Here is a 16,881-nt window from a genome sequence, read left to right as displayed (position 1 = left end):
TTAAGGGTATGAATGATAAGAAAACCACCTTATGTTAACTAAAATATTTTTAATAGCTTATATACTAGCAATTTGCATTTCATTAAACATATTAAGTGGTTCATAGAAAACCAAAAGCAAAATTAAAACCGAATTTAACCAACAGTTTTAATAATACCCATTGAAATAATCTATTAAAAAACTAAGCAGATTTCAATGCAAATTGATTGCTATAATTACTTTGATTGTAAATGCATGCAACTAAATCAGAAATTCTGCTGTGCACAGAAATATTTTGAGCAGATAAATCCATTTTAAAATTCATCTCAGCAAAATAAAGCAAATTATTAAAATCTGTATCTGAGAGCTTTAGGTCGGAATCAAATCGATCGAATGTATGAATATCTCTATTTTTAATCAACAAATCTGTAGCTAAGATTGTTATTAATATATGTTTAATGGTAGGTTTGTACATACAAATAGATGTTTTGTTCGTATATAAGACAATCCAAATAAGAAATACCCCTACTCATTTAGTATGATATCGATAAATAAATTCAAAAAAATACTTTTTAACCCAGAAATGATGAAACGTTATCTTTCTTATATTCAACGTCAAAATTTGAATTCAAAAGAATTAAATGAAGAAAAGAGAAAAGATTATAGACATATTGTTATGCTTCAGGTACTTATAATCGCATCTGCTATGCTTTTAAAAGAAATACTCTTTATAGCTGGTGTAAGTGTAGCACACTCTAACTTAACCAGAGATTTATTATTTTTGACCTTGGGAGGTACCTATGTGTTTATTTTATGGGACTTACTACGTAATCTCACAAAAAACAATACCCTTTTAGTTAGTTTATTTATCTTAATTGTGTTCGGACTTGGAGTAGCTTTTTTTGCTGCTAATCCTGTGTATGACTTTTTTGATTCGGAAAATTCAAAAAGACCTTATTTGTTTTTTGTTCACTTTTGTCTGTTTACGGTTGAAACAATTGTAATATATCATTGTGTAAACGATATATTCACGGGTAAAAAATTGTCTGCGGAAAAGATTTGGGGAGCTGCCTGTATCTATCTAATGATTGGAATATCTTTTGGAAGTTTATACGACTTAGTAAATATTGTTCAGCCTGGAAGTATTGGAACAAATCTATCTCAAGGCTTAGAAAGTTATACGGTTTGTATTTATTACAGTATGACAATCATTGGTGGTCATGACTCTCTTCTTGAAGCCGCACCTATCATACAAAACTTAGGAATTATTGAAGCAGTGTGGTCTAATTTATTTGTTGTTCTTCTTGTTGGACGTTTACTTAGTAAACCAGATAAAGAACAAGATGCTATAGTTATTTAGTAACTAACAGAATTGAATGATAAAATGTCGAATCGACTTATCGATTCGACATTAAAAGTACTTTACTTACTCGGTTCCACGTGAATGAATACATTACCAATATTAGGTATTTCAGTAAGCAAATAATCTTTTAAGTTATGAGCTATATCATGACCAACTTTTACAGAAATATTTCCATCAACAATTGCATGTAGATCGATGTGATACTTCATACCTGCTTTTCGTATGAAACATTTCTCAGTGTCAATAACACCATCCACTTGAATGGATTTTGCTCGGATTTCAATAATGAGGTCATCATATAGTTGCTCGTCCATAACCTCCCCCAAAGCAGGTCTTAAAATGAGATAGCAATTATATAAAATAAATGCAGCAGCAAATAAGGCAGCCCAATCATCTGCAGCTTCATAACCATCCCCTAGCATTATAGCAATCGAAATTCCTATAAATGCCATCACAGAAGTGATTGCATCGCTTCTATGATGCCAGGCATCTGCTTTAAGAGAAGTACTATGTGTTTGCTTACTTTTTTTAATCACTATTTGAAACGAAATTTCTTTCCAAATAATGATTACACCTAATACAATCAAGGTCCAAGGTTCAGGAAGTTTATGCGGCGTTTGAATGTTTAAAATGCTTTTATACGCAATGACGATTGCAGAAAAAAAGAGAAATGCAACGACTCCAAACGTTATAATAGGTTCAATTTTACCATGTCCGTAGGGATGATTTTCATCTGCCGGCCGTTCTGCATATTTGAAACCAATTAATACTAAAAAAGAAGAAAAAATATCTGTTGTTGATTCAATTGCATCTGCAATTAAGGCATAGGAATTACCAAAAACACCTGCAAGTCCTTTGATCAATGCTAAGAGAACATTTCCTATAATACTAAAGTATGTGGTGCGTATTGCAGTTTGTACGTTGTTCTTCATGTTATAGCATGCTAAGCCCTAGCTTGATTATTTTCTAACATAATATACAATATTAGACGTATACTTTGTTCGATCTACAATTTTAACATCTACAGTAAAGTCTTTTAATGTTTCCATTATTGTTTCTGAAGATAAAAAACACAATTCCTCTTCGGTTTTTTTATTAAACATCAACACTTTTGTCGAAAAGAATTCTGTTAATTTCGTACCCTTATGTTTTTCGGTTTGTGAGCTATCCCCATCGCGTATGATTAATATCCCGCCATTCTTTAAGCCTTCAAAACTAGATCGGATTAATTTCTGTTGATTTTCAGCAGATAAATAATGTAAGACATCTAAGATTACAACCGCATCGGCTTCTTGTACATTCACCTTCATTACATCGCTTTCAATAAACGTCAGTTTCTCCTGTTTCAAATACGATTGATTGGCAACCGTAATTTTATCGCCATCGTAATCCACACCAATAATGGTACGATCCGTTGATTTCGCATACAAGAAATAATCAAGGAAACCATAACCACAACCCAAATCATATATACGACCAGTACGTGGCAACAAGTCATCAAACTCCTGATACGATTTTTCTAAGGCAACTTTGATTCTATAATACCATTCTAAAACAGGTCCTTTATAGATATAAGAAGACAAAATCTTATTGAAGTAATTTGACATCGGCATCCCTTTCAAGGCCTCCATGAAGGCAACATTGTAGGTTGCTGCGATTCGGTGGGACAAGTCGATTGCATTACTTTGTATGGATGCATACTGTTTCAACCAAATTACGCCTCTATTTAAAACAAAATCAGTAGGCTGCAAACAATGCTCTGTTCCCGTAATATACATCGGAATATACTCCACTTCATTTTCAGATTGCAACAACGTTTCATTCACTGTTACAAAAATCTCATCTTCTTCAGTTTCTAGTGTAGAAAATACCATTGGTGTAAATCCGTCTGAGATAAGTGTGGCAATTGTTGTACGAGAATCATTTCCATCGACAGAAACAATGTCTTGCATGAAAAGAAGTATGCGAGAAAGTATTGAATGTATCTGCTTGTTATCTTTTACAATCACAATACTGCTATCTATTGACAATATGATTAAAAGTGAAAGAGGTGAAGCATCATTGCACAGAATAACTACATTCTTTTGATTTGGTCGAATCGATTCTGCTTTTATTTTCATGTAGAAACTCAAGAAAACAAAAATCTTTAATCCCGCACTGAATAGTGTTTTATACAGGTCTCTACTAATGCTTTTCAGTCCAATGCTATAAAATCCTTTACATATCAGCCTCAATATTAATAAAGGTATCCAAAGAGCACATCCTACAAGTGCGTAAACAAGTGTCCGGAATAAGATTGCCAATGTGAATGGCGCTTTGCCTTTATTTGTTCTGTTGGTAATAAACAAGGCAAACAACAATGGTATGATGGTGTATGAAATAAACAATACACAGGCAATTCCAATAATAGAAATTAGTGCGATGGATTTCAATGCAGGATGTTCAGCGAAAATCAATGCACCCATTGCAATAATGGTGGTGAATGCAGATAAGAAGATCGATATTTTAAAGGAGGGTAAATTATCTTTTCCTTCAGCATATTTTTTCTGCAAGCCATCGGTAATAAATATAGAATAGTCATCCCCCAAGCCAAATACAAAGGTTGAAATAATAATATTTACAATATTAAAATGGATGTTGAATAAGCCCATGAATCCGAGTATCCAGAACCAGCTTATCAGCATTGGCAAGAATGAAATCAATGACAATTCCATTCTTCCGTAAGAGATCAATAGAATTAGAAAAACGAATAAGGAAGACGAAAACAAAATCTGATTGAAGTCGTCTTTCACAATCATCAAGAACTTATTATAAAATAATTGTCTATCCAAAATAGTCAAACCTTCAATACGATCAAATAATTTATAATTATCCGTTGAAAAAGTTGTCGGAATGCGCATGCTCGCAAGAACAGATACATTATTGGAATCAATTTGTACATAATCTTGCAAAAATACTTCTTGTAGAAAAGAACGATGTTCCGTATTCATTACTCCATATTCATTTGAAAGCGATTGAAAGAAAGGTTGAAATGCACTTGCATTAAATCCTAGTTCCATAGAATATTTTGAAACATCATTCTTCACTTGAGCAACCTTTTCTGGCGTCCAATATGCCTTCCACTTTGCGATACGTTCTAGCTGAACCGCATCCGACGGCAACAGTCCAGATATACCCGCATAAGACTGTATATGTGCTTTTTCTTTTAAGGAATCAATAATGGTTAAGGCTTCCTCGTTGCGATATAAAGCTTCAGAAATCGTTTTCCCTTTGAAAATAAAAAAAACTGCTTTGCCAGAATTGGAATCGGATTCATATAATTTCTTTTCAGCCGCCTTTAAGGATTCGGGCATGTAATTCATCGAAGACAAATCGCTATCAAACGTTACACGATTGGAGAAATAGCCTAAAACCAATGTCAATACAATAATGGTTGTAACAAACCATTTACTTGTTACCGACGTTCGTTCAATCAATTTCAGCAAGAAAGATTCTGCTTTATTTTGTTTATGCGCTACCGAATCTACTTCTGAAACCTTAGAAAATTGTTCGATTAAATGCGGTAAGAAAAACAAGGCAAACACGGATGCGCCAATCAAACACAAACCTGCAAACAAACCAAAATCACTTAATATATCTGAGTGTACATACAACAAACTAAAAAAGGCACCAACGGTAGAAACACTACCAATCATCATGGGTACTGCAATATCACCTACCACCGTTTTAATATTTCGTGTGTGCTGGTAATGCGCAAAGACGTGGAATGAATAATCTAAAGCAATACCTATAATTACAGAACCTGCACCAATGGCAATTGCTGAAATGCTACCTTGTATAAAATAAATAATGGCCAACGAAAAAATTCCGCCAAAGGCAATTGGCGTAATCATCAATAAGGGTAAGGACCAACTTCTGTAGAAGAAGTATAAAAATCCAAGTATAATTATAATTGCAATCGTCGAGATTACTTTAATATCCTTTTCAATTTGTCTCGCATTGGCAACCGCTACTGCTGCTGCACCAAAATAATCTATATGAACGTTTTTAAATTGCGCATGTGTTGCCTTGATGGTATTATCCAATCCATCAATTAACTTTCCATTTATATCCGTTTTATTTGAAGCATTCGTTGGTGTTAAAAATACAACTAAGGTGTTTTTATTTTTTTTGAAAATATATCCGTTTTGCAACTCATAATTTTCATCCGCTTGCATACTAGAAAATTCCTTGAATGCTGGATTAGATAACGAAAGTGGATCTTTCAAAACAAATTGTTTTAAAACAAAACTTGCAGGCGAAATCAGTTTGCGATAGCTGCGTTCGATACCTTCTTTAATACCTTCTTCAGAAGTAAGACTATCCATACGTTGATAATCTTTATCCGATAAATAAATAGGTAAATTTGAATAAATTAAATCCGTAACACCAGCGATCCGTTCATCATCAATGCGATATCGAATATCTGAAAGCAAGCCATTCAAAGCAGAATCAGATTTCAATTCTGCTACAAACTTCTCTGCACAAGCAATGAGACTATCTTCCATCCCACTGCTATCTGCTTGAAAGCTAACTATAATTTTATCAAGGATGCGAACGTTTTGAATGGTTTCCTTATAACCAATCGTTTCTTTGTCATCCGGAATCATTTTTGTAATGTCCTTTTCCAAGGTAATTCGACTCGCGAAAAAACCCAGAACCACAACTAGACTAATAAGTATTGAATAAAAAAGACCTTTTCTATTTTTTAAAAACTCATATATACCAACAACAATCCGATTCATTATATATTCTATTATTTTTTGTAAGAAGATCTTGCAAGCAGATGCAAGGTTACATAAGCGAGTATTGTTACCGTAACTCCTGCCATAAAAGCAAACAAGAAACTACCGTATAAATAAGGTTCCAATGATTTCAATACGTCGCTAATGCTTATGTCTTTAGAGAATACCAATTCCATAGGCTGTCCTAAAAATTTAGCCCCAACGTAATAACTAGCATAAAGTATAAAAGGAATAAAGGGAGGAATGCTTATGTTAGAAAATATGGCAACAATTACCTTGTTCAATTTCAACAGATGTGCTAAGCCAATGCCCAACCATATTTGATATCCCCAAAATGGTGCAATCCCCATAAATACACCAAAGCCCATAGACAGTGACTTTTTAATCACCGAATCGGGACTACCTACCGTATGATTATAGAGTTTTTTTTTTGACTCTTTAAATGAAAAGTTTTTTATCAATCGAATGGGTGTAAACCAAAACGCAGCTAAGAGTACAAATACAATATTTAACAATGTTATCCGTGTAACATCCTTGAATGGTCTGAAGTGTGTGATGCGTTCGTCAGCAGGAGGATAAAACACTTTAATAGGAATCGATAAAACGTCTACCCCTTTCCAGAAAGAGCGGACCATTACTTCAATCTCAAATTCATATTTACGTGTGATGAATCGTATGGAGTTTAAAGGCTCCAATGGATACAAACGATAACCCGATTGCGTATCCGTTAATTTTATACCCGTAACAACCCAAAACCAAAAGGTAGAAGCACGATTTCCAAAGGAGCTCTTACCTGGTACATTGGGCTGATCCATATTTCGAGCACCAATGATGATTGCTTTGGGATGTAATTCAATCTCATCTACAAATAAATGTAAATCATCTGGATAGTGCTGTCCGTCGCTGTCAATGGAGATGGCATAATGATAGCCATTTTTATATGCTTCTCTAAATCCTGTTCGCAGTGCCATTCCTTTCCCCATATTTTTAGGGTGATTGATCACAAGAAGATCTGGATACGCAGAAAGTATAGAAGCTGTATTATCTGTTGAACCATCATTCACAACTACGATATTGGAAGTAAATTCCAATACACCATCCAATACTTCTTTTATCGCGGTAGCGTTATTAAAAGTTGGGATAAGTACACAAGATTTGTGATGAATAAATTTATGATGTAGCGTTTGATGATCCATCTTAATTCAAAATATATAAACTACCGGTATATTTTAATAAAAACTGATTGTTGCTTTTTAAGCTTGCTTGAAATGAAATTTCGCTATCAGTTTGCTCCCGAATAACGATTTCCGTCACAATCAATGTAGATTCTTGCGGATTCAGCATCGTCAAGAATTTAATCATATCCGCTTTTTTAAGTTGCGTTTTTTTGTTCAAAGCAGATTCAAGAACTTCCTTTACACATTGCACCATACACACACCAGGCAATACAGGTACCGAAGGAAAATGACCCTTAAAAATATCATGCAAGGGATCTACTTCTAATTCAGCACGAATAACTGTTCCTTCTTGCTGTTGATTGAGAATACGATATAAATTTGATACAAGCATTAGTTCGAAAATGTAATTGCGGTTAAATCAATTTTTAGATCAATATTGAAATGTGACACGAAAATTTTAGTTGGAATTGAATTTTCAAATTGTGCATATTTCACTTCAAATTTACTCTTAAATTTTGAACCATACACATAGGTAATCTGTAAAGGTAGATTATCTGGCGATAATTGAGAAAAAATATACACATCCTGATAATTTAAGCGTACAGTAGGTTCCATTCCTTCCTTTTTAACCCAAACAGGCTGTGACAATTGATTGAGATTAAATAATACTACCCAACGAATATCTTCCACAATGGTATTCATAACTCCCTTAGTGTCCAATTGCGGAATACAGCGTACCAAATTATAGGAATCGTGCATGATGAGTACATCAAAAAAAGAAACTCCAAGTTCAGTAAAAAAAGATACTTTTAAGGTATCTGCATTTAATTTCTTAATCGCCAAGATACCGCTTAAAGCTTTGCCATAGGTATCGATACTTGTTTTAAAATAATGTACAGAATCGGTTTTGAAAAAATCTGATTGAATGGTATACGTATAGGACGGTCCAACAGAAACCTTTTTATATGTTTTGTGGGAACAGGATGTAATCGTGGTAAAGACGAAACAAGCAAGAAAAAAATTAACGAACAATAAATACTTCATCCTGGATTATAGTATTGTATACACGATTACTAAATGTTATTAAGGTATAATCACCCGATTTTTCAGTCATTTCTACTTTTAAAACCCCATAATCTGCTTTTGAAACCGTTACTAAAACTTTATTCACGTAATCTTTCATTGTCACGTCAATTGGCGTCATTTCCATCAATACCGTTTTAGCATTTTCTTTGTAGACGATTGAAAATTCTTTGCTATCCGCAACATTCCCTTTCACCGCATTGATCATTAAATCATTTACGTACTTAAATACTTTATTTGAATTGGTGTCGTATTTACTAACTTTCCCATTGTCTTTGATAAGTACTTTCCCTTTATACAAGGACATGATATATTGAAATGGAGTGGTATATTCCAATTTCATCATATCTGGATTCTTGAATTTCATGGTACCTTTTGAAAGCACTTTTTGAGCCATAAAACTCAAACTCTTTTCTTGAACAAAATCGCAGGCCAAGGTACTTGTTGCCTGATTTTTTTGATTCAATTTAGTTTTAAATCCAGACACATCTTTTAATGCTACATATGGATCGTTTTGTTGCACCCACGAAGTACAAAAAACGATAAAAAAAAGGACACCGATAATGGCAATAGTATTTTTCATAACCCTTTATTTAATTGCTCGAACGGGATTTATATCAAAAGTAAAACCCTTATTGGTTGAATACAACAAAAAATCGGCCAAAATATCTTTTGTGACTGGTTTGGTATCGTGTAGCAAAATAATATCGCCGTTTTTAAGCGTAGAGGTTATGCGACGCAACAATTCATTTTTGTCGGAGCTTACCGTATCAAACGAACGTACACTCCAGCCCAATACCGTCATATTCAATTTCTTTATAGCCTTTGCAATATTAGGATTGGTTACCCCAACAGGTGGTCTATAAAGCTGTAACGACTCTCCGATACAGTCTATAATGGCATTTTCTGTAAGCTGAATTTCTGTAACAACTTTTTGTGTTGAATACGATCCGATAAAATTGGAGTGATGAAAACTGTGATTGGCAACAATGTGTCCTTCGGCTACAATACGTTTTACAATTTCCGGAAAGGTTTGTATGTTTTTCCCAATACAAAAAAATACTGCTTGGGCTTGGTGTAGTTTCAATATATCTAATATTTCAGGAGTATGGTCTGGATCTGGACCATCGTCAAATGTTAGTATCAGATTTTTTTTAGTTACATGTGGTAATCGACAAACGGCAGTTAAAAAAATACCTGCTTCCATGCGAAATACGCCGAATACAATATAACTCAGCCAGCAAAGGATCAAGCCAACGAAGACCCAAATTCCTAAAGATTCAACAATGAATGAATAAAGAAATACACCTATAAAAATAGGCCAAAAGATGTATTTTAATGTGCTATACTTCCACATCTGTAAGTAAACAGAATGAGTGATAGGTATTTTTATGTTGATTGTAAATCAAGATATGTTTCGGCTTCCGGTGACCTTTATCGCTTAAGATACACTGTTCAATTACATTTTGATTGTGAATCATGTGTGCAGCCAACCAATACGAAAAGGCAGATGCGGTAAAGGATTCACCAAATAAATGTTTGTAAACCAATTGTGTCGATTGATTGAATACTTTTTGAACTGGCGCATAAAATGCATCATTTTCAGCATTGCCATTTAAGCCTAAAACAACAACTTCAATATCCGAAATTGTTAGCGATACTTCTGCTAAAAACAGATTGATTTGTTCTTCAATGCTGCTGCCTTCTGGAAGTTTATACAACACAGAAAAGGCTTTAACTTGAGCAAGGGTATGTTTATGCTTTTCCGAGGAAAGAATCATACTTACTACGCCTTCGCCAATTGTTACAGGCATCTTTGCATTAGAAGCAATAGATTCATGACGATCCCACATGCCCATGCGTTTTGTTATGTTGTGTACCGCAGGAATAACTTCATCGGCTGCATTCACCATTACGTGTTTGCAACTCTTATCTTGCAACATCAATAAGCCATCCAACAAAGAGGATTCAAAGGAAAAATATCTGTTGGAATAGGTATAATTTGGATGATAACATTTGATCATCATCGCTATTTGTCCGCTTAGGGTATTGTGTGTAGACTGAATAAACGCTGTCGGAGAAAGCATGGATTCATTATTTACAATCAATCCACTTAAAAACTTTTCCGTATCTTCTAAACACCCCAAACCTGTACCCGTAATAATAGCTTCAGGCATGATGTTATCAGCCATTGCAATACTTCTTTGAGCAGCAACCAAAGACATTTTAATGATACGACTAAAACGTCTACTTGCTGTAGGATTCAAAAAGTTTTTATATTCTGGTTCAACACAACCTACATATTCGAATGATGGTTCGTTAACAGTTCCTGTTAAAAATTCTTCATCAAACGTTGCTTGTGCTGAAACACTTGATAATCCATTAATAAATACATTTTGGATCAACATGCTGAAATAAGTAAAGATGAATTATTACCTCCAAAACCAAATGAATTAGAGAGAATGTGTTTACTATGTTTATTTATTTGCAATTCCGTAACAGGAATAATTCCCGTTTCTTCGATTGCATCCTTAAAATTTTTGTTCGGAAAAACCCAATCATGTTGAAGTGCCAATACAGACATAACAGCCTCTATCCCACCAGCAGCTGCAAGCGTATGGCCTGTCATTGCTTTGGTTGAACTAACAGGAGGTAAATGATCTGGAAAGATTCGTAATAAGGCAACACTCTCAGACATATCATTATTTTGAGTACCTGTACCATGTGCATTGATGTAATCAATTTCTGAAGGCTTGTATCCACTAACGTTGATTGCTTGCATCATCGCCAAGTATGCGCCTTCTCCGTTTGGAGACGATGCTGTTTGATGATAGGCATCACATGCATTTCCATAACCAGATAATACAGCTAAGGCTTTTGCACCGCGGCGTTTTGCAGACGCTTCTGATTCCAATACAAAATAACCTGCAGCTTCCCCCAAGTTTAATCCTTTGCGATTTTTATCAAAGGGTTGGCACGGTTCATCCGAAAGAATCATTAAGGAATTGAAACCGTTGATTGTAAACTTGCCAATCGCATCCGAACCTCCTGCAACCACAATATCGCATATGCCTGCTTTAATTAAACGTGCAGCGTGGATCATGGCATTGGCAGCAGATGAACATGCTGTACTAATGGTTGTAATGTATTTTTCAATGTGTAATAAAGCAGCCATTTGTTCGGCAGCATCTCCACAATCATGTGTTTGTGCGAATGCTAAATTACCGCCATTGGGATCTTGTAAATAATCGGCATAAAAAAGTTCGCCTAAATCCATCCCTCCAGCACTGGTAGAATTTACGAGTCCTGCGGATTTACATTCATGATCACTTAAACCAGCCATTTTTACTGCTTCAGAAGCAGCCAACATGCCGAGTAATGCGGTACGTGAATGGATATGTGATTGATCAATGTTTGGAATCCTAGCTTGTAACTCTTCGTTACTCAATTGTATTTGAGCAGTTGGTAAGGAACGAGCTAAAATGGAATCCAAACGCGTCTGAGAAGATACACCTGTTTTGGATAATAAAATGGACTCTGTCAATTCTTCAATCGTTAAGCCTATCGAAGAAACAGAACCAATTCCTGTAATCAAAATACGCACAGACATGTATCTCTGGTTAGATTATTTTTGTAGATTTTTTTGTTGATGCGCATGAATAAATTCAGCCATAGATTTCACAGAGTAAAATACTGTTTTCCCCTCATCAGCACCATTTATTTTGATTCCGTATTTTTTTTGTAGCAATACAATCAATTCCAATACATCAATGGAATCAAGCCCAAGGCCATCACCAAATAAAGGAGCGTTATCCTTTATTTCGTCTGGACTTACATCTTGAAGATTTAGCTGGGAAATAATTTCTTGTTTTAATTCAGTTATTAACTGGTTCATAATGCGTATAAAGATGCTATTTGACTTGAAGTAAATTCTAATTCCGTTGTTAATGTTTCCGTTTTTTCAACAAAAAGTAATAACACATCTGGTTTCCCAGTACTATATTCAACCCAACCTACAATGGCAGATTGAACCTTATTCGTTTGAAACAAATCCGCTACATACTCTTGTAATAGGTCAGAGGGAAATGTTTCGCTGAGAAAAAACATGTTTTCTCCTTTAATTTTATGCTTTATACAAATCTCTCCCATAACAATATTAGAGAGCGTATATACAAATATAGCAGGACTCGGGAAGAAACTCGTCTTATTGTTGATAGTTTTCTGAAATTCGAGGTCTGTATCTAATGATCCTGTTGCATTCGATAACACAATTCCGATCTCAGTATCGCTATATTTACCCTTTATATCTATACCTTTTAGTAGGTATTCTGAAGCAAGAATTCCACATTTTGAGATGGAATCCATCTTAAAAAATTTGGGGTATTCCATTGAGGCACTTCTATATAAATCGGAAAATTCATTTTTGAGGATGAACGTTTCTGAATTTGTGGTAATTCTAAGCGTTTCTGTTTGCGTTTCATGTGCCGCAATTCGACAAAAACGAGATATGATATATGTCATTTTTGCTTTTTTAAAATTAAGGCTGTATTTCCACCACCAAAACCCGATGCTGTTTTCAATCCAACACGCATATGTTTATGCATTGATTTCGTAACAACATTCAACGTCACGGATGTACCTGTTTCTTTAAAACCAATCGATGGAACTAAGGTATCCGCTAACATGCTATTAGCCAAAACAATTGTTTCTATAATACCTGAAGCACCTAAACAATGTCCGAGATTTCCTTTTATACTGTATACGGGTGCATTTGAAACGCCTGTAGTTTTAAATGCCAAGGATTCCATTTCATCGTTGTATATAGTTGCAGTACCATGTGCTGAGATGACGTCAATTTCTTTATAATCTACTTGAGCATCATTCATTGCACCTTGTATGGCAGAAGCTAAACCCTCTCCAGTTCTTGAAGGACCAGATAAATGGTTTGCATCGTTTGATGAAACAACAGAACGAATTTCAATATTATTTTCGGTAGTTGGTGTACAAGATAAAATGAGTGTTCCGCATCCTTCTCCTAATGAAACACCTGCTCTATTTTTATCAAAGGGCGTACTTGGAAACGAACTTAAGGCATGGAAAGAATGAAAACCCGAAAGAACAAATTCCGACACACAATCTGCACCAGTAACAATAACATGCGAATACTTTTCTGACTGCAGAGCATGGCAACCATATTGTATTGCTTGTAAGCCAGAAATACAGGCATTTGAAACAACAACAGAATTATTTTTATTGCCAAAGTATGCTGCAATATATTTCGCCATGATACCAATGCGTAATCTATTTGAATCAAACGTTGGATCACTCAAAAATTCGATATTTCCTTTGGTTGAAGCAAACACAAACAAAACTTTTGATTGTTCTAATGGTACATTCAAGGAATCAATTGCTTGTTCAATAGAATATATAAATAGACGCTCAATTTTTGTGAACGTTTCAGAAGGATTTTCAATTGAAAAATGTTTGTCGGGGTTAAACGTTGAGGCGAAAACCGTACCCATTTGCGGATGTGTCTCGGATTTTATAGAACACTCCAAATTATAGAGTTTTTCCATATTCTCTTCAGTTGTATTGCCTAAAGGCGTTACAATCGAATCTGCAAGTATGTATACGGGCTTTTTCATATTATTGTATCCCGTTCTTTTTTTTCCAATCAGTAAAGAATGGAGGAATTAGCAAACACAGTTCTTTATTGGAATCTAGAAATACTTGAACCGTTTCACCAGTAGCAATGATTTCGTTATTGCTTTTATTTCGAATTACAAAATTGAAGATCAACTTCGCAGCATCTGAATCAAAATAGGTAGCTTCAATGACTGCGGTATCTCCATATTTTAAAGAACGCTTATAATCACAATGCACTTTAACTATTGGTGTTGAATAACCAGCCCTATGTACATCTAAATAATGAATACCATATGCTAAACCAAATGCTTCGCGTGCATCTTCAAAATATCGAACATAATGTCCATGCCAAACAATGAGCAAGGAATCTACTTCGCTAAATCGAACAACAACTTCAGAAATATGGCTTATGGTTTTCATTCGTTATTTTTTCAAAACAATTTTCATTTCACAAGAAAGTACAGGTTTGCCATTTACAAAACTTTCTCCTTTTATAAGAGACATGTCAAAAATTTCTTCCAGTACTTCAACTCGTGTTTCAATTTTTTCACCTACAGAAGGTAAATAATCAATTGTTAAATTTTTAATTGCACCAATAAAACCAACGGGTACAGGCTCATTATTAAGCGCACACGTATAGCCAACACCAGCAGCTGCCGTTTGAGCAATATTTTCAATCAAACCAGGTTCTTGCATTTTGTGATTGCTCACAAACAATGCACCTTCTTGAACAGTGAATGACGTTTCCGTTATTTTTTCATTCACAGACACGAGTGTATCAATCATAATGATTGGTGCACGTTGCGGAATGTATGGAAGTACATTAGAATCTGGAAGTGTTGATTGCATCCTTATTTCTTTTTGCAAATTAATACCGTATGACTGATACCTACATTATTGATATCTTCCTCTACTACAAAGCCTGCTTTTTCAATGCAGCGAATAAATACTTCTGAATGGTACATTTGACTGTTGCCATTCGCAATGCAGGTAAAATAGAGCGAAGTTTGTTGCAAACAGAATGCTGCTGCTTCAAATTTTTGTCTGTCCCAGAATGTTTCCATGATAATCAATTTACCATCATCTTTTAATGCAGCCATTGCTTTATTTAGGATTCCAACAATTTCAGCTTCAGAAAAACAGTCTAAGAATTGACTCATCCAAACAACATCAAACCCTGTTGGTAAGCTTGTTTCAGGCTTTAATATATCCAATGGATGATAAGAAATTCGATTGCCTTCTGCATACTGACTCACATTTTCTTTTGCCATTGCAATTTGCTGAGGCAAATCTGCAATCGTCATGTTTACTTCTTTGTTGTAGTTCACACAGGTAACAGACCATTTACCTGTATTACCACCCACATCCAACATCTTTTTAGGATTGAATCTAAATACAATCGGTAACACTTTGCTAAACGAATCATCTGAGTAAAAGTGATCGAATGCCAACCAACTTTTCTTTTCTTTTTCAGGAAGTTCAGATAATGCCTGGTAAAATGTCTCGTATTGTTCTCCAATTACTTTTAAGCCTGTAGGCTTGCCGGTTTCAATCGCTTCTTTTAAATGAAAAAATCCTTGATAATTAATATCTTGAACAAAGTCCATATTGGCAATGGTCATCGGATCATTTAAAATATAATATCCAACACGAGTTATAGTATATTTACCATCATTTATGATAAGTAAGCCCATGCCCAAACCTGCTTCTACAAGTACTCGCACACCATAATTTGTTAGTGTACCTTTAGAAACAATATCTTCTTGAGTAATACCAGTAACACCTGCATCTTCAATGACTTTTAGAATTCCCAAATCACGTAATGCAAGTGAAGCTTGAAAGACAAAAGGTGCAAAAGCAATTTTTTGTGCTTCAAATTTAGCATCTACTGCAGCTAATTTGTCTTCTTGATAGAATCTCATTGAGGATCTTGTTTCTTTTGTTTGCATATCTATTTTCCTGTTTTCCAAAAATTATAATAATTAAACCATTGGTATGGATACTTGTATATATTTTTTTCTATTAATTGAACAAATGGACGGAGCGAAGATATTAGTTCTTCTGATTGTTTTACTTTATCCCTACTGTATGTATGTACCACACCTTTTGTAGCACTAAAATAATAATGAGATGAAGTTTCTTTCATTGCAAAAACAAAAGAAACAGGTACATTGTATTTTGATGCCATCAATAAAGGACCGCTCGGAAAGCAAGCAGATTCTCCCATAAAAGGCATTTCGATAACCCGCGTACCTGGCAAGAAACGATCGCCATGCATGCACACAAGCTCTTTACGCTCAAATGCATCGTTAATGGCATACAGATGAGATAAGTCTTCTTTGATGGCAATAATATTAAGGTTTTTTTCACCCTTAACGCTATCCATGTATTCTTTTACTTTTTCGTGTTCGCCTTCAAACATGACAACATTGATTTTCGCTTTTACACGATACAATAAATGTCCTGCGATTTCCCAATTACCAAGGTGTGCGCTTACCAATAAGCCACCCGTACCTTGTTCTACCATTTCAATTAAATTTTCTTCCCCATCAAAAGTAAATGTAAATTTACCAAGCCCTGCCATTACAATCACCCGATCTACAAGTGTTTGTCCAAACACGTAAAAGTTTTTGTATACGCCCATAAAAGATTTAATGGGAGAAAAACCTACTTTTGTTCTCAAAAAAGAATAGATAGAAGACCAGGCTTGATTGGGTTGAACGAAAAAATACAATGCCGCAGGATACAATACGATATAGGTTGGCCAGACACCAAACGTTCTGAGTATAAATACAAAGAATGAGTAGCCAGATTTTGAACCTTTCGATTTACCATCCCATGCTGCCAT

At 34.8% G+C, this 16,881-nt stretch carries 18 protein-coding genes; 1 reads left to right on the top strand and 17 read right to left on the bottom strand.

The genetic code is table 11. The features are described 5' to 3' along the window. Nucleotides 1-181 precede the first annotated feature (181 nt). On the bottom strand, nt 182-454 hold the full coding sequence (locus Q0543_RS08700) for a hypothetical protein (protein WP_299251409.1): 273 nt from the start codon (nt 452-454) through the stop codon (nt 182-184). 111 nt (nt 455-565) lie between these two features. Here Q0543_RS08700 and Q0543_RS08695 point away from each other — a divergent pair, with 111 nt between their 5' ends. After that, nucleotides 566-1,339, top strand: a complete 774-nt coding sequence (locus Q0543_RS08695; protein ID WP_299251407.1) for a hypothetical protein — start codon at nt 566-568, stop codon at nt 1,337-1,339. A gap of 62 nt (nt 1,340-1,401) precedes the next feature. Here Q0543_RS08695 and Q0543_RS08690 read toward each other — a convergent pair whose 3' ends face one another. From Q0543_RS08690 to Q0543_RS08615, 16 genes are read right to left on the bottom strand one after another with little or no spacing between them, the layout of a single operon-like run. After that, entirely contained in the window at nt 1,402-2,274 is an 873-nt protein-coding gene (locus tag Q0543_RS08690; protein ID WP_299251405.1) for a cation diffusion facilitator family transporter, read from the bottom strand. 27 nt (nt 2,275-2,301) lie between these two features. Further along, entirely contained in the window at nt 2,302-6,126 is a 3,825-nt protein-coding gene (locus Q0543_RS08685) for an MMPL family transporter (RefSeq protein WP_299251403.1), read from the bottom strand. An 11-nt stretch (nt 6,127-6,137) separates the two neighbouring features. After that, on the bottom strand, nt 6,138-7,322 hold the full coding sequence (locus tag Q0543_RS08680; protein WP_299251401.1) for a DUF2062 domain-containing protein: 1,185 nt from the start codon (nt 7,320-7,322) through the stop codon (nt 6,138-6,140). Nucleotide 7,323: 1 nt separating this feature from the next. Then, a complete protein-coding gene (locus tag Q0543_RS08675; RefSeq protein WP_299251399.1) occupies nt 7,324-7,695 on the bottom strand; it encodes a hydroxymyristoyl-ACP dehydratase in 372 nt (123 codons plus the stop codon). Next, entirely contained in the window at nt 7,695-8,348 is a 654-nt protein-coding gene (locus Q0543_RS08670) for a hypothetical protein (protein WP_299251398.1), read from the bottom strand. Before Q0543_RS08670 ends, Q0543_RS08675 begins: the two co-directional genes overlap by 1 nt. Further along, nucleotides 8,326-8,970 (bottom strand): outer membrane lipoprotein carrier protein LolA, encoded by a 645-nt coding sequence (locus tag Q0543_RS08665; RefSeq protein ID WP_299251397.1) that lies wholly within the window; start codon nt 8,968-8,970, stop codon nt 8,326-8,328. The genes Q0543_RS08670 and Q0543_RS08665 overlap by 23 nt, the downstream gene beginning before the upstream one ends. 6 nt (nt 8,971-8,976) lie before the next feature. Then, on the bottom strand, nt 8,977-9,744 hold the full coding sequence (locus tag Q0543_RS08660; RefSeq protein ID WP_299251396.1) for a polysaccharide deacetylase family protein: 768 nt from the start codon (nt 9,742-9,744) through the stop codon (nt 8,977-8,979). Next, nucleotides 9,731-10,795 carry a beta-ketoacyl synthase chain length factor gene (locus Q0543_RS08655; RefSeq protein ID WP_299251395.1) on the bottom strand — a complete coding sequence of 355 codons (1,065 nt, stop codon included), beginning with the start codon at nt 10,793-10,795 and terminating at the stop codon, nt 9,731-9,733. The genes Q0543_RS08660 and Q0543_RS08655 overlap by 14 nt, the downstream gene beginning before the upstream one ends. Then, nucleotides 10,789-11,997, bottom strand: coding sequence for a beta-ketoacyl-[acyl-carrier-protein] synthase family protein (locus Q0543_RS08650; RefSeq protein ID WP_299251394.1), 1,209 nt, complete (start codon nt 11,995-11,997; stop codon nt 10,789-10,791). Before Q0543_RS08650 ends, Q0543_RS08655 begins: the two co-directional genes overlap by 7 nt. 15 nt (nt 11,998-12,012) lie before the next feature. Then, complete coding sequence (locus Q0543_RS08645) at nt 12,013-12,282, bottom strand: phosphopantetheine-binding protein (RefSeq protein WP_299251393.1); 270 nt, start codon at nt 12,280-12,282, stop codon at nt 12,013-12,015. Then, nucleotides 12,279-12,908 carry a hypothetical protein gene (locus Q0543_RS08640; protein WP_299251392.1) on the bottom strand — a complete coding sequence of 210 codons (630 nt, stop codon included), beginning with the start codon at nt 12,906-12,908 and terminating at the stop codon, nt 12,279-12,281. The genes Q0543_RS08645 and Q0543_RS08640 overlap by 4 nt, the downstream gene beginning before the upstream one ends. Continuing rightward, the gene (locus tag Q0543_RS08635; RefSeq protein WP_299251390.1) at nt 12,905-14,032 is read right to left on the bottom strand and encodes a beta-ketoacyl synthase N-terminal-like domain-containing protein; all 1,128 of its coding nucleotides are present in this window, start codon (nt 14,030-14,032) and stop codon (nt 12,905-12,907) included. The genes Q0543_RS08640 and Q0543_RS08635 overlap by 4 nt, the downstream gene beginning before the upstream one ends. A 1-nt stretch (nt 14,033) precedes the next feature. Beyond that, nucleotides 14,034-14,453 (bottom strand): acyl-CoA thioesterase, encoded by a 420-nt coding sequence (locus Q0543_RS08630; protein ID WP_299251387.1) that lies wholly within the window; start codon nt 14,451-14,453, stop codon nt 14,034-14,036. A gap of 3 nt (nt 14,454-14,456) precedes the next feature. Then, nucleotides 14,457-14,882, bottom strand: coding sequence for a 3-hydroxyacyl-ACP dehydratase (locus tag Q0543_RS08625; RefSeq protein WP_299251384.1), 426 nt, complete (start codon nt 14,880-14,882; stop codon nt 14,457-14,459). A 2-nt stretch (nt 14,883-14,884) separates the two neighbouring features. After that, nucleotides 14,885-15,955, bottom strand: coding sequence for a class I SAM-dependent methyltransferase (locus Q0543_RS08620; protein ID WP_299251381.1), 1,071 nt, complete (start codon nt 15,953-15,955; stop codon nt 14,885-14,887). A gap of 29 nt (nt 15,956-15,984) precedes the next feature. Continuing rightward, nucleotides 15,985-16,881, bottom strand: a complete 897-nt coding sequence (locus tag Q0543_RS08615) for a lipid A biosynthesis acyltransferase (RefSeq protein ID WP_299251378.1) — start codon at nt 16,879-16,881, stop codon at nt 15,985-15,987.

The sequence above is a fragment of the uncultured Cytophaga sp. genome, assembly GCF_937863595.1.
GTDB lineage: Bacteria > Bacteroidota > Bacteroidia > Cytophagales > Cytophagaceae > Cytophaga.
Note: the sequence above shows the minus strand (reverse complement) of the source record. Positions and strands in the feature narration are given on the sequence as shown.

What these genes read in the sequence shown, in the direction of transcription:
- Q0543_RS08700 (WP_299251409.1), bottom strand. Translation starts at nt 454, where the DNA reads ATGTACAAACCTACCATTAAACATATATTAATAACAATCTTAGCTACA.
- Q0543_RS08695 (WP_299251407.1), top strand. Translation starts at nt 566, where the DNA reads ATGAAACGTTATCTTTCTTATATTCAACGTCAAAATTTGAATTCAAAA.
- Q0543_RS08690 (WP_299251405.1), bottom strand. Translation starts at nt 2,274, where the DNA reads ATGAAGAACAACGTACAAACTGCAATACGCACCACATACTTTAGTATT.
- Q0543_RS08685 (WP_299251403.1), bottom strand. Translation starts at nt 6,126, where the DNA reads ATGAATCGGATTGTTGTTGGTATATATGAGTTTTTAAAAAATAGAAAA.
- Q0543_RS08680 (WP_299251401.1), bottom strand. Translation starts at nt 7,322, where the DNA reads ATGGATCATCAAACGCTACATCATAAATTTATTCATCACAAATCTTGT.
- Q0543_RS08675 (WP_299251399.1), bottom strand. Translation starts at nt 7,695, where the DNA reads ATGCTTGTATCAAATTTATATCGTATTCTCAATCAACAGCAAGAAGGA.
- Q0543_RS08670 (WP_299251398.1), bottom strand. Translation starts at nt 8,348, where the DNA reads ATGAAGTATTTATTGTTCGTTAATTTTTTTCTTGCTTGTTTCGTCTTT.
- Q0543_RS08665 (WP_299251397.1), bottom strand. Translation starts at nt 8,970, where the DNA reads ATGAAAAATACTATTGCCATTATCGGTGTCCTTTTTTTTATCGTTTTT.
- Q0543_RS08660 (WP_299251396.1), bottom strand. Translation starts at nt 9,744, where the DNA reads ATGTGGAAGTATAGCACATTAAAATACATCTTTTGGCCTATTTTTATA.
- Q0543_RS08655 (WP_299251395.1), bottom strand. Translation starts at nt 10,795, where the DNA reads ATGTTGATCCAAAATGTATTTATTAATGGATTATCAAGTGTTTCAGCA.
- Q0543_RS08650 (WP_299251394.1), bottom strand. Translation starts at nt 11,997, where the DNA reads ATGTCTGTGCGTATTTTGATTACAGGAATTGGTTCTGTTTCTTCGATA.
- Q0543_RS08645 (WP_299251393.1), bottom strand. Translation starts at nt 12,282, where the DNA reads ATGAACCAGTTAATAACTGAATTAAAACAAGAAATTATTTCCCAGCTA.
- Q0543_RS08640 (WP_299251392.1), bottom strand. Translation starts at nt 12,908, where the DNA reads ATGACATATATCATATCTCGTTTTTGTCGAATTGCGGCACATGAAACG.
- Q0543_RS08635 (WP_299251390.1), bottom strand. Translation starts at nt 14,032, where the DNA reads ATGAAAAAGCCCGTATACATACTTGCAGATTCGATTGTAACGCCTTTA.
- Q0543_RS08630 (WP_299251387.1), bottom strand. Translation starts at nt 14,453, where the DNA reads ATGAAAACCATAAGCCATATTTCTGAAGTTGTTGTTCGATTTAGCGAA.
- Q0543_RS08625 (WP_299251384.1), bottom strand. Translation starts at nt 14,882, where the DNA reads ATGCAATCAACACTTCCAGATTCTAATGTACTTCCATACATTCCGCAA.
- Q0543_RS08620 (WP_299251381.1), bottom strand. Translation starts at nt 15,955, where the DNA reads ATGAGATTCTATCAAGAAGACAAATTAGCTGCAGTAGATGCTAAATTT.
- Q0543_RS08615 (WP_299251378.1), bottom strand. Translation starts at nt 16,881, where the DNA reads ATGGCAGCATGGGATGGTAAATCGAAAGGTTCAAAATCTGGCTACTCA.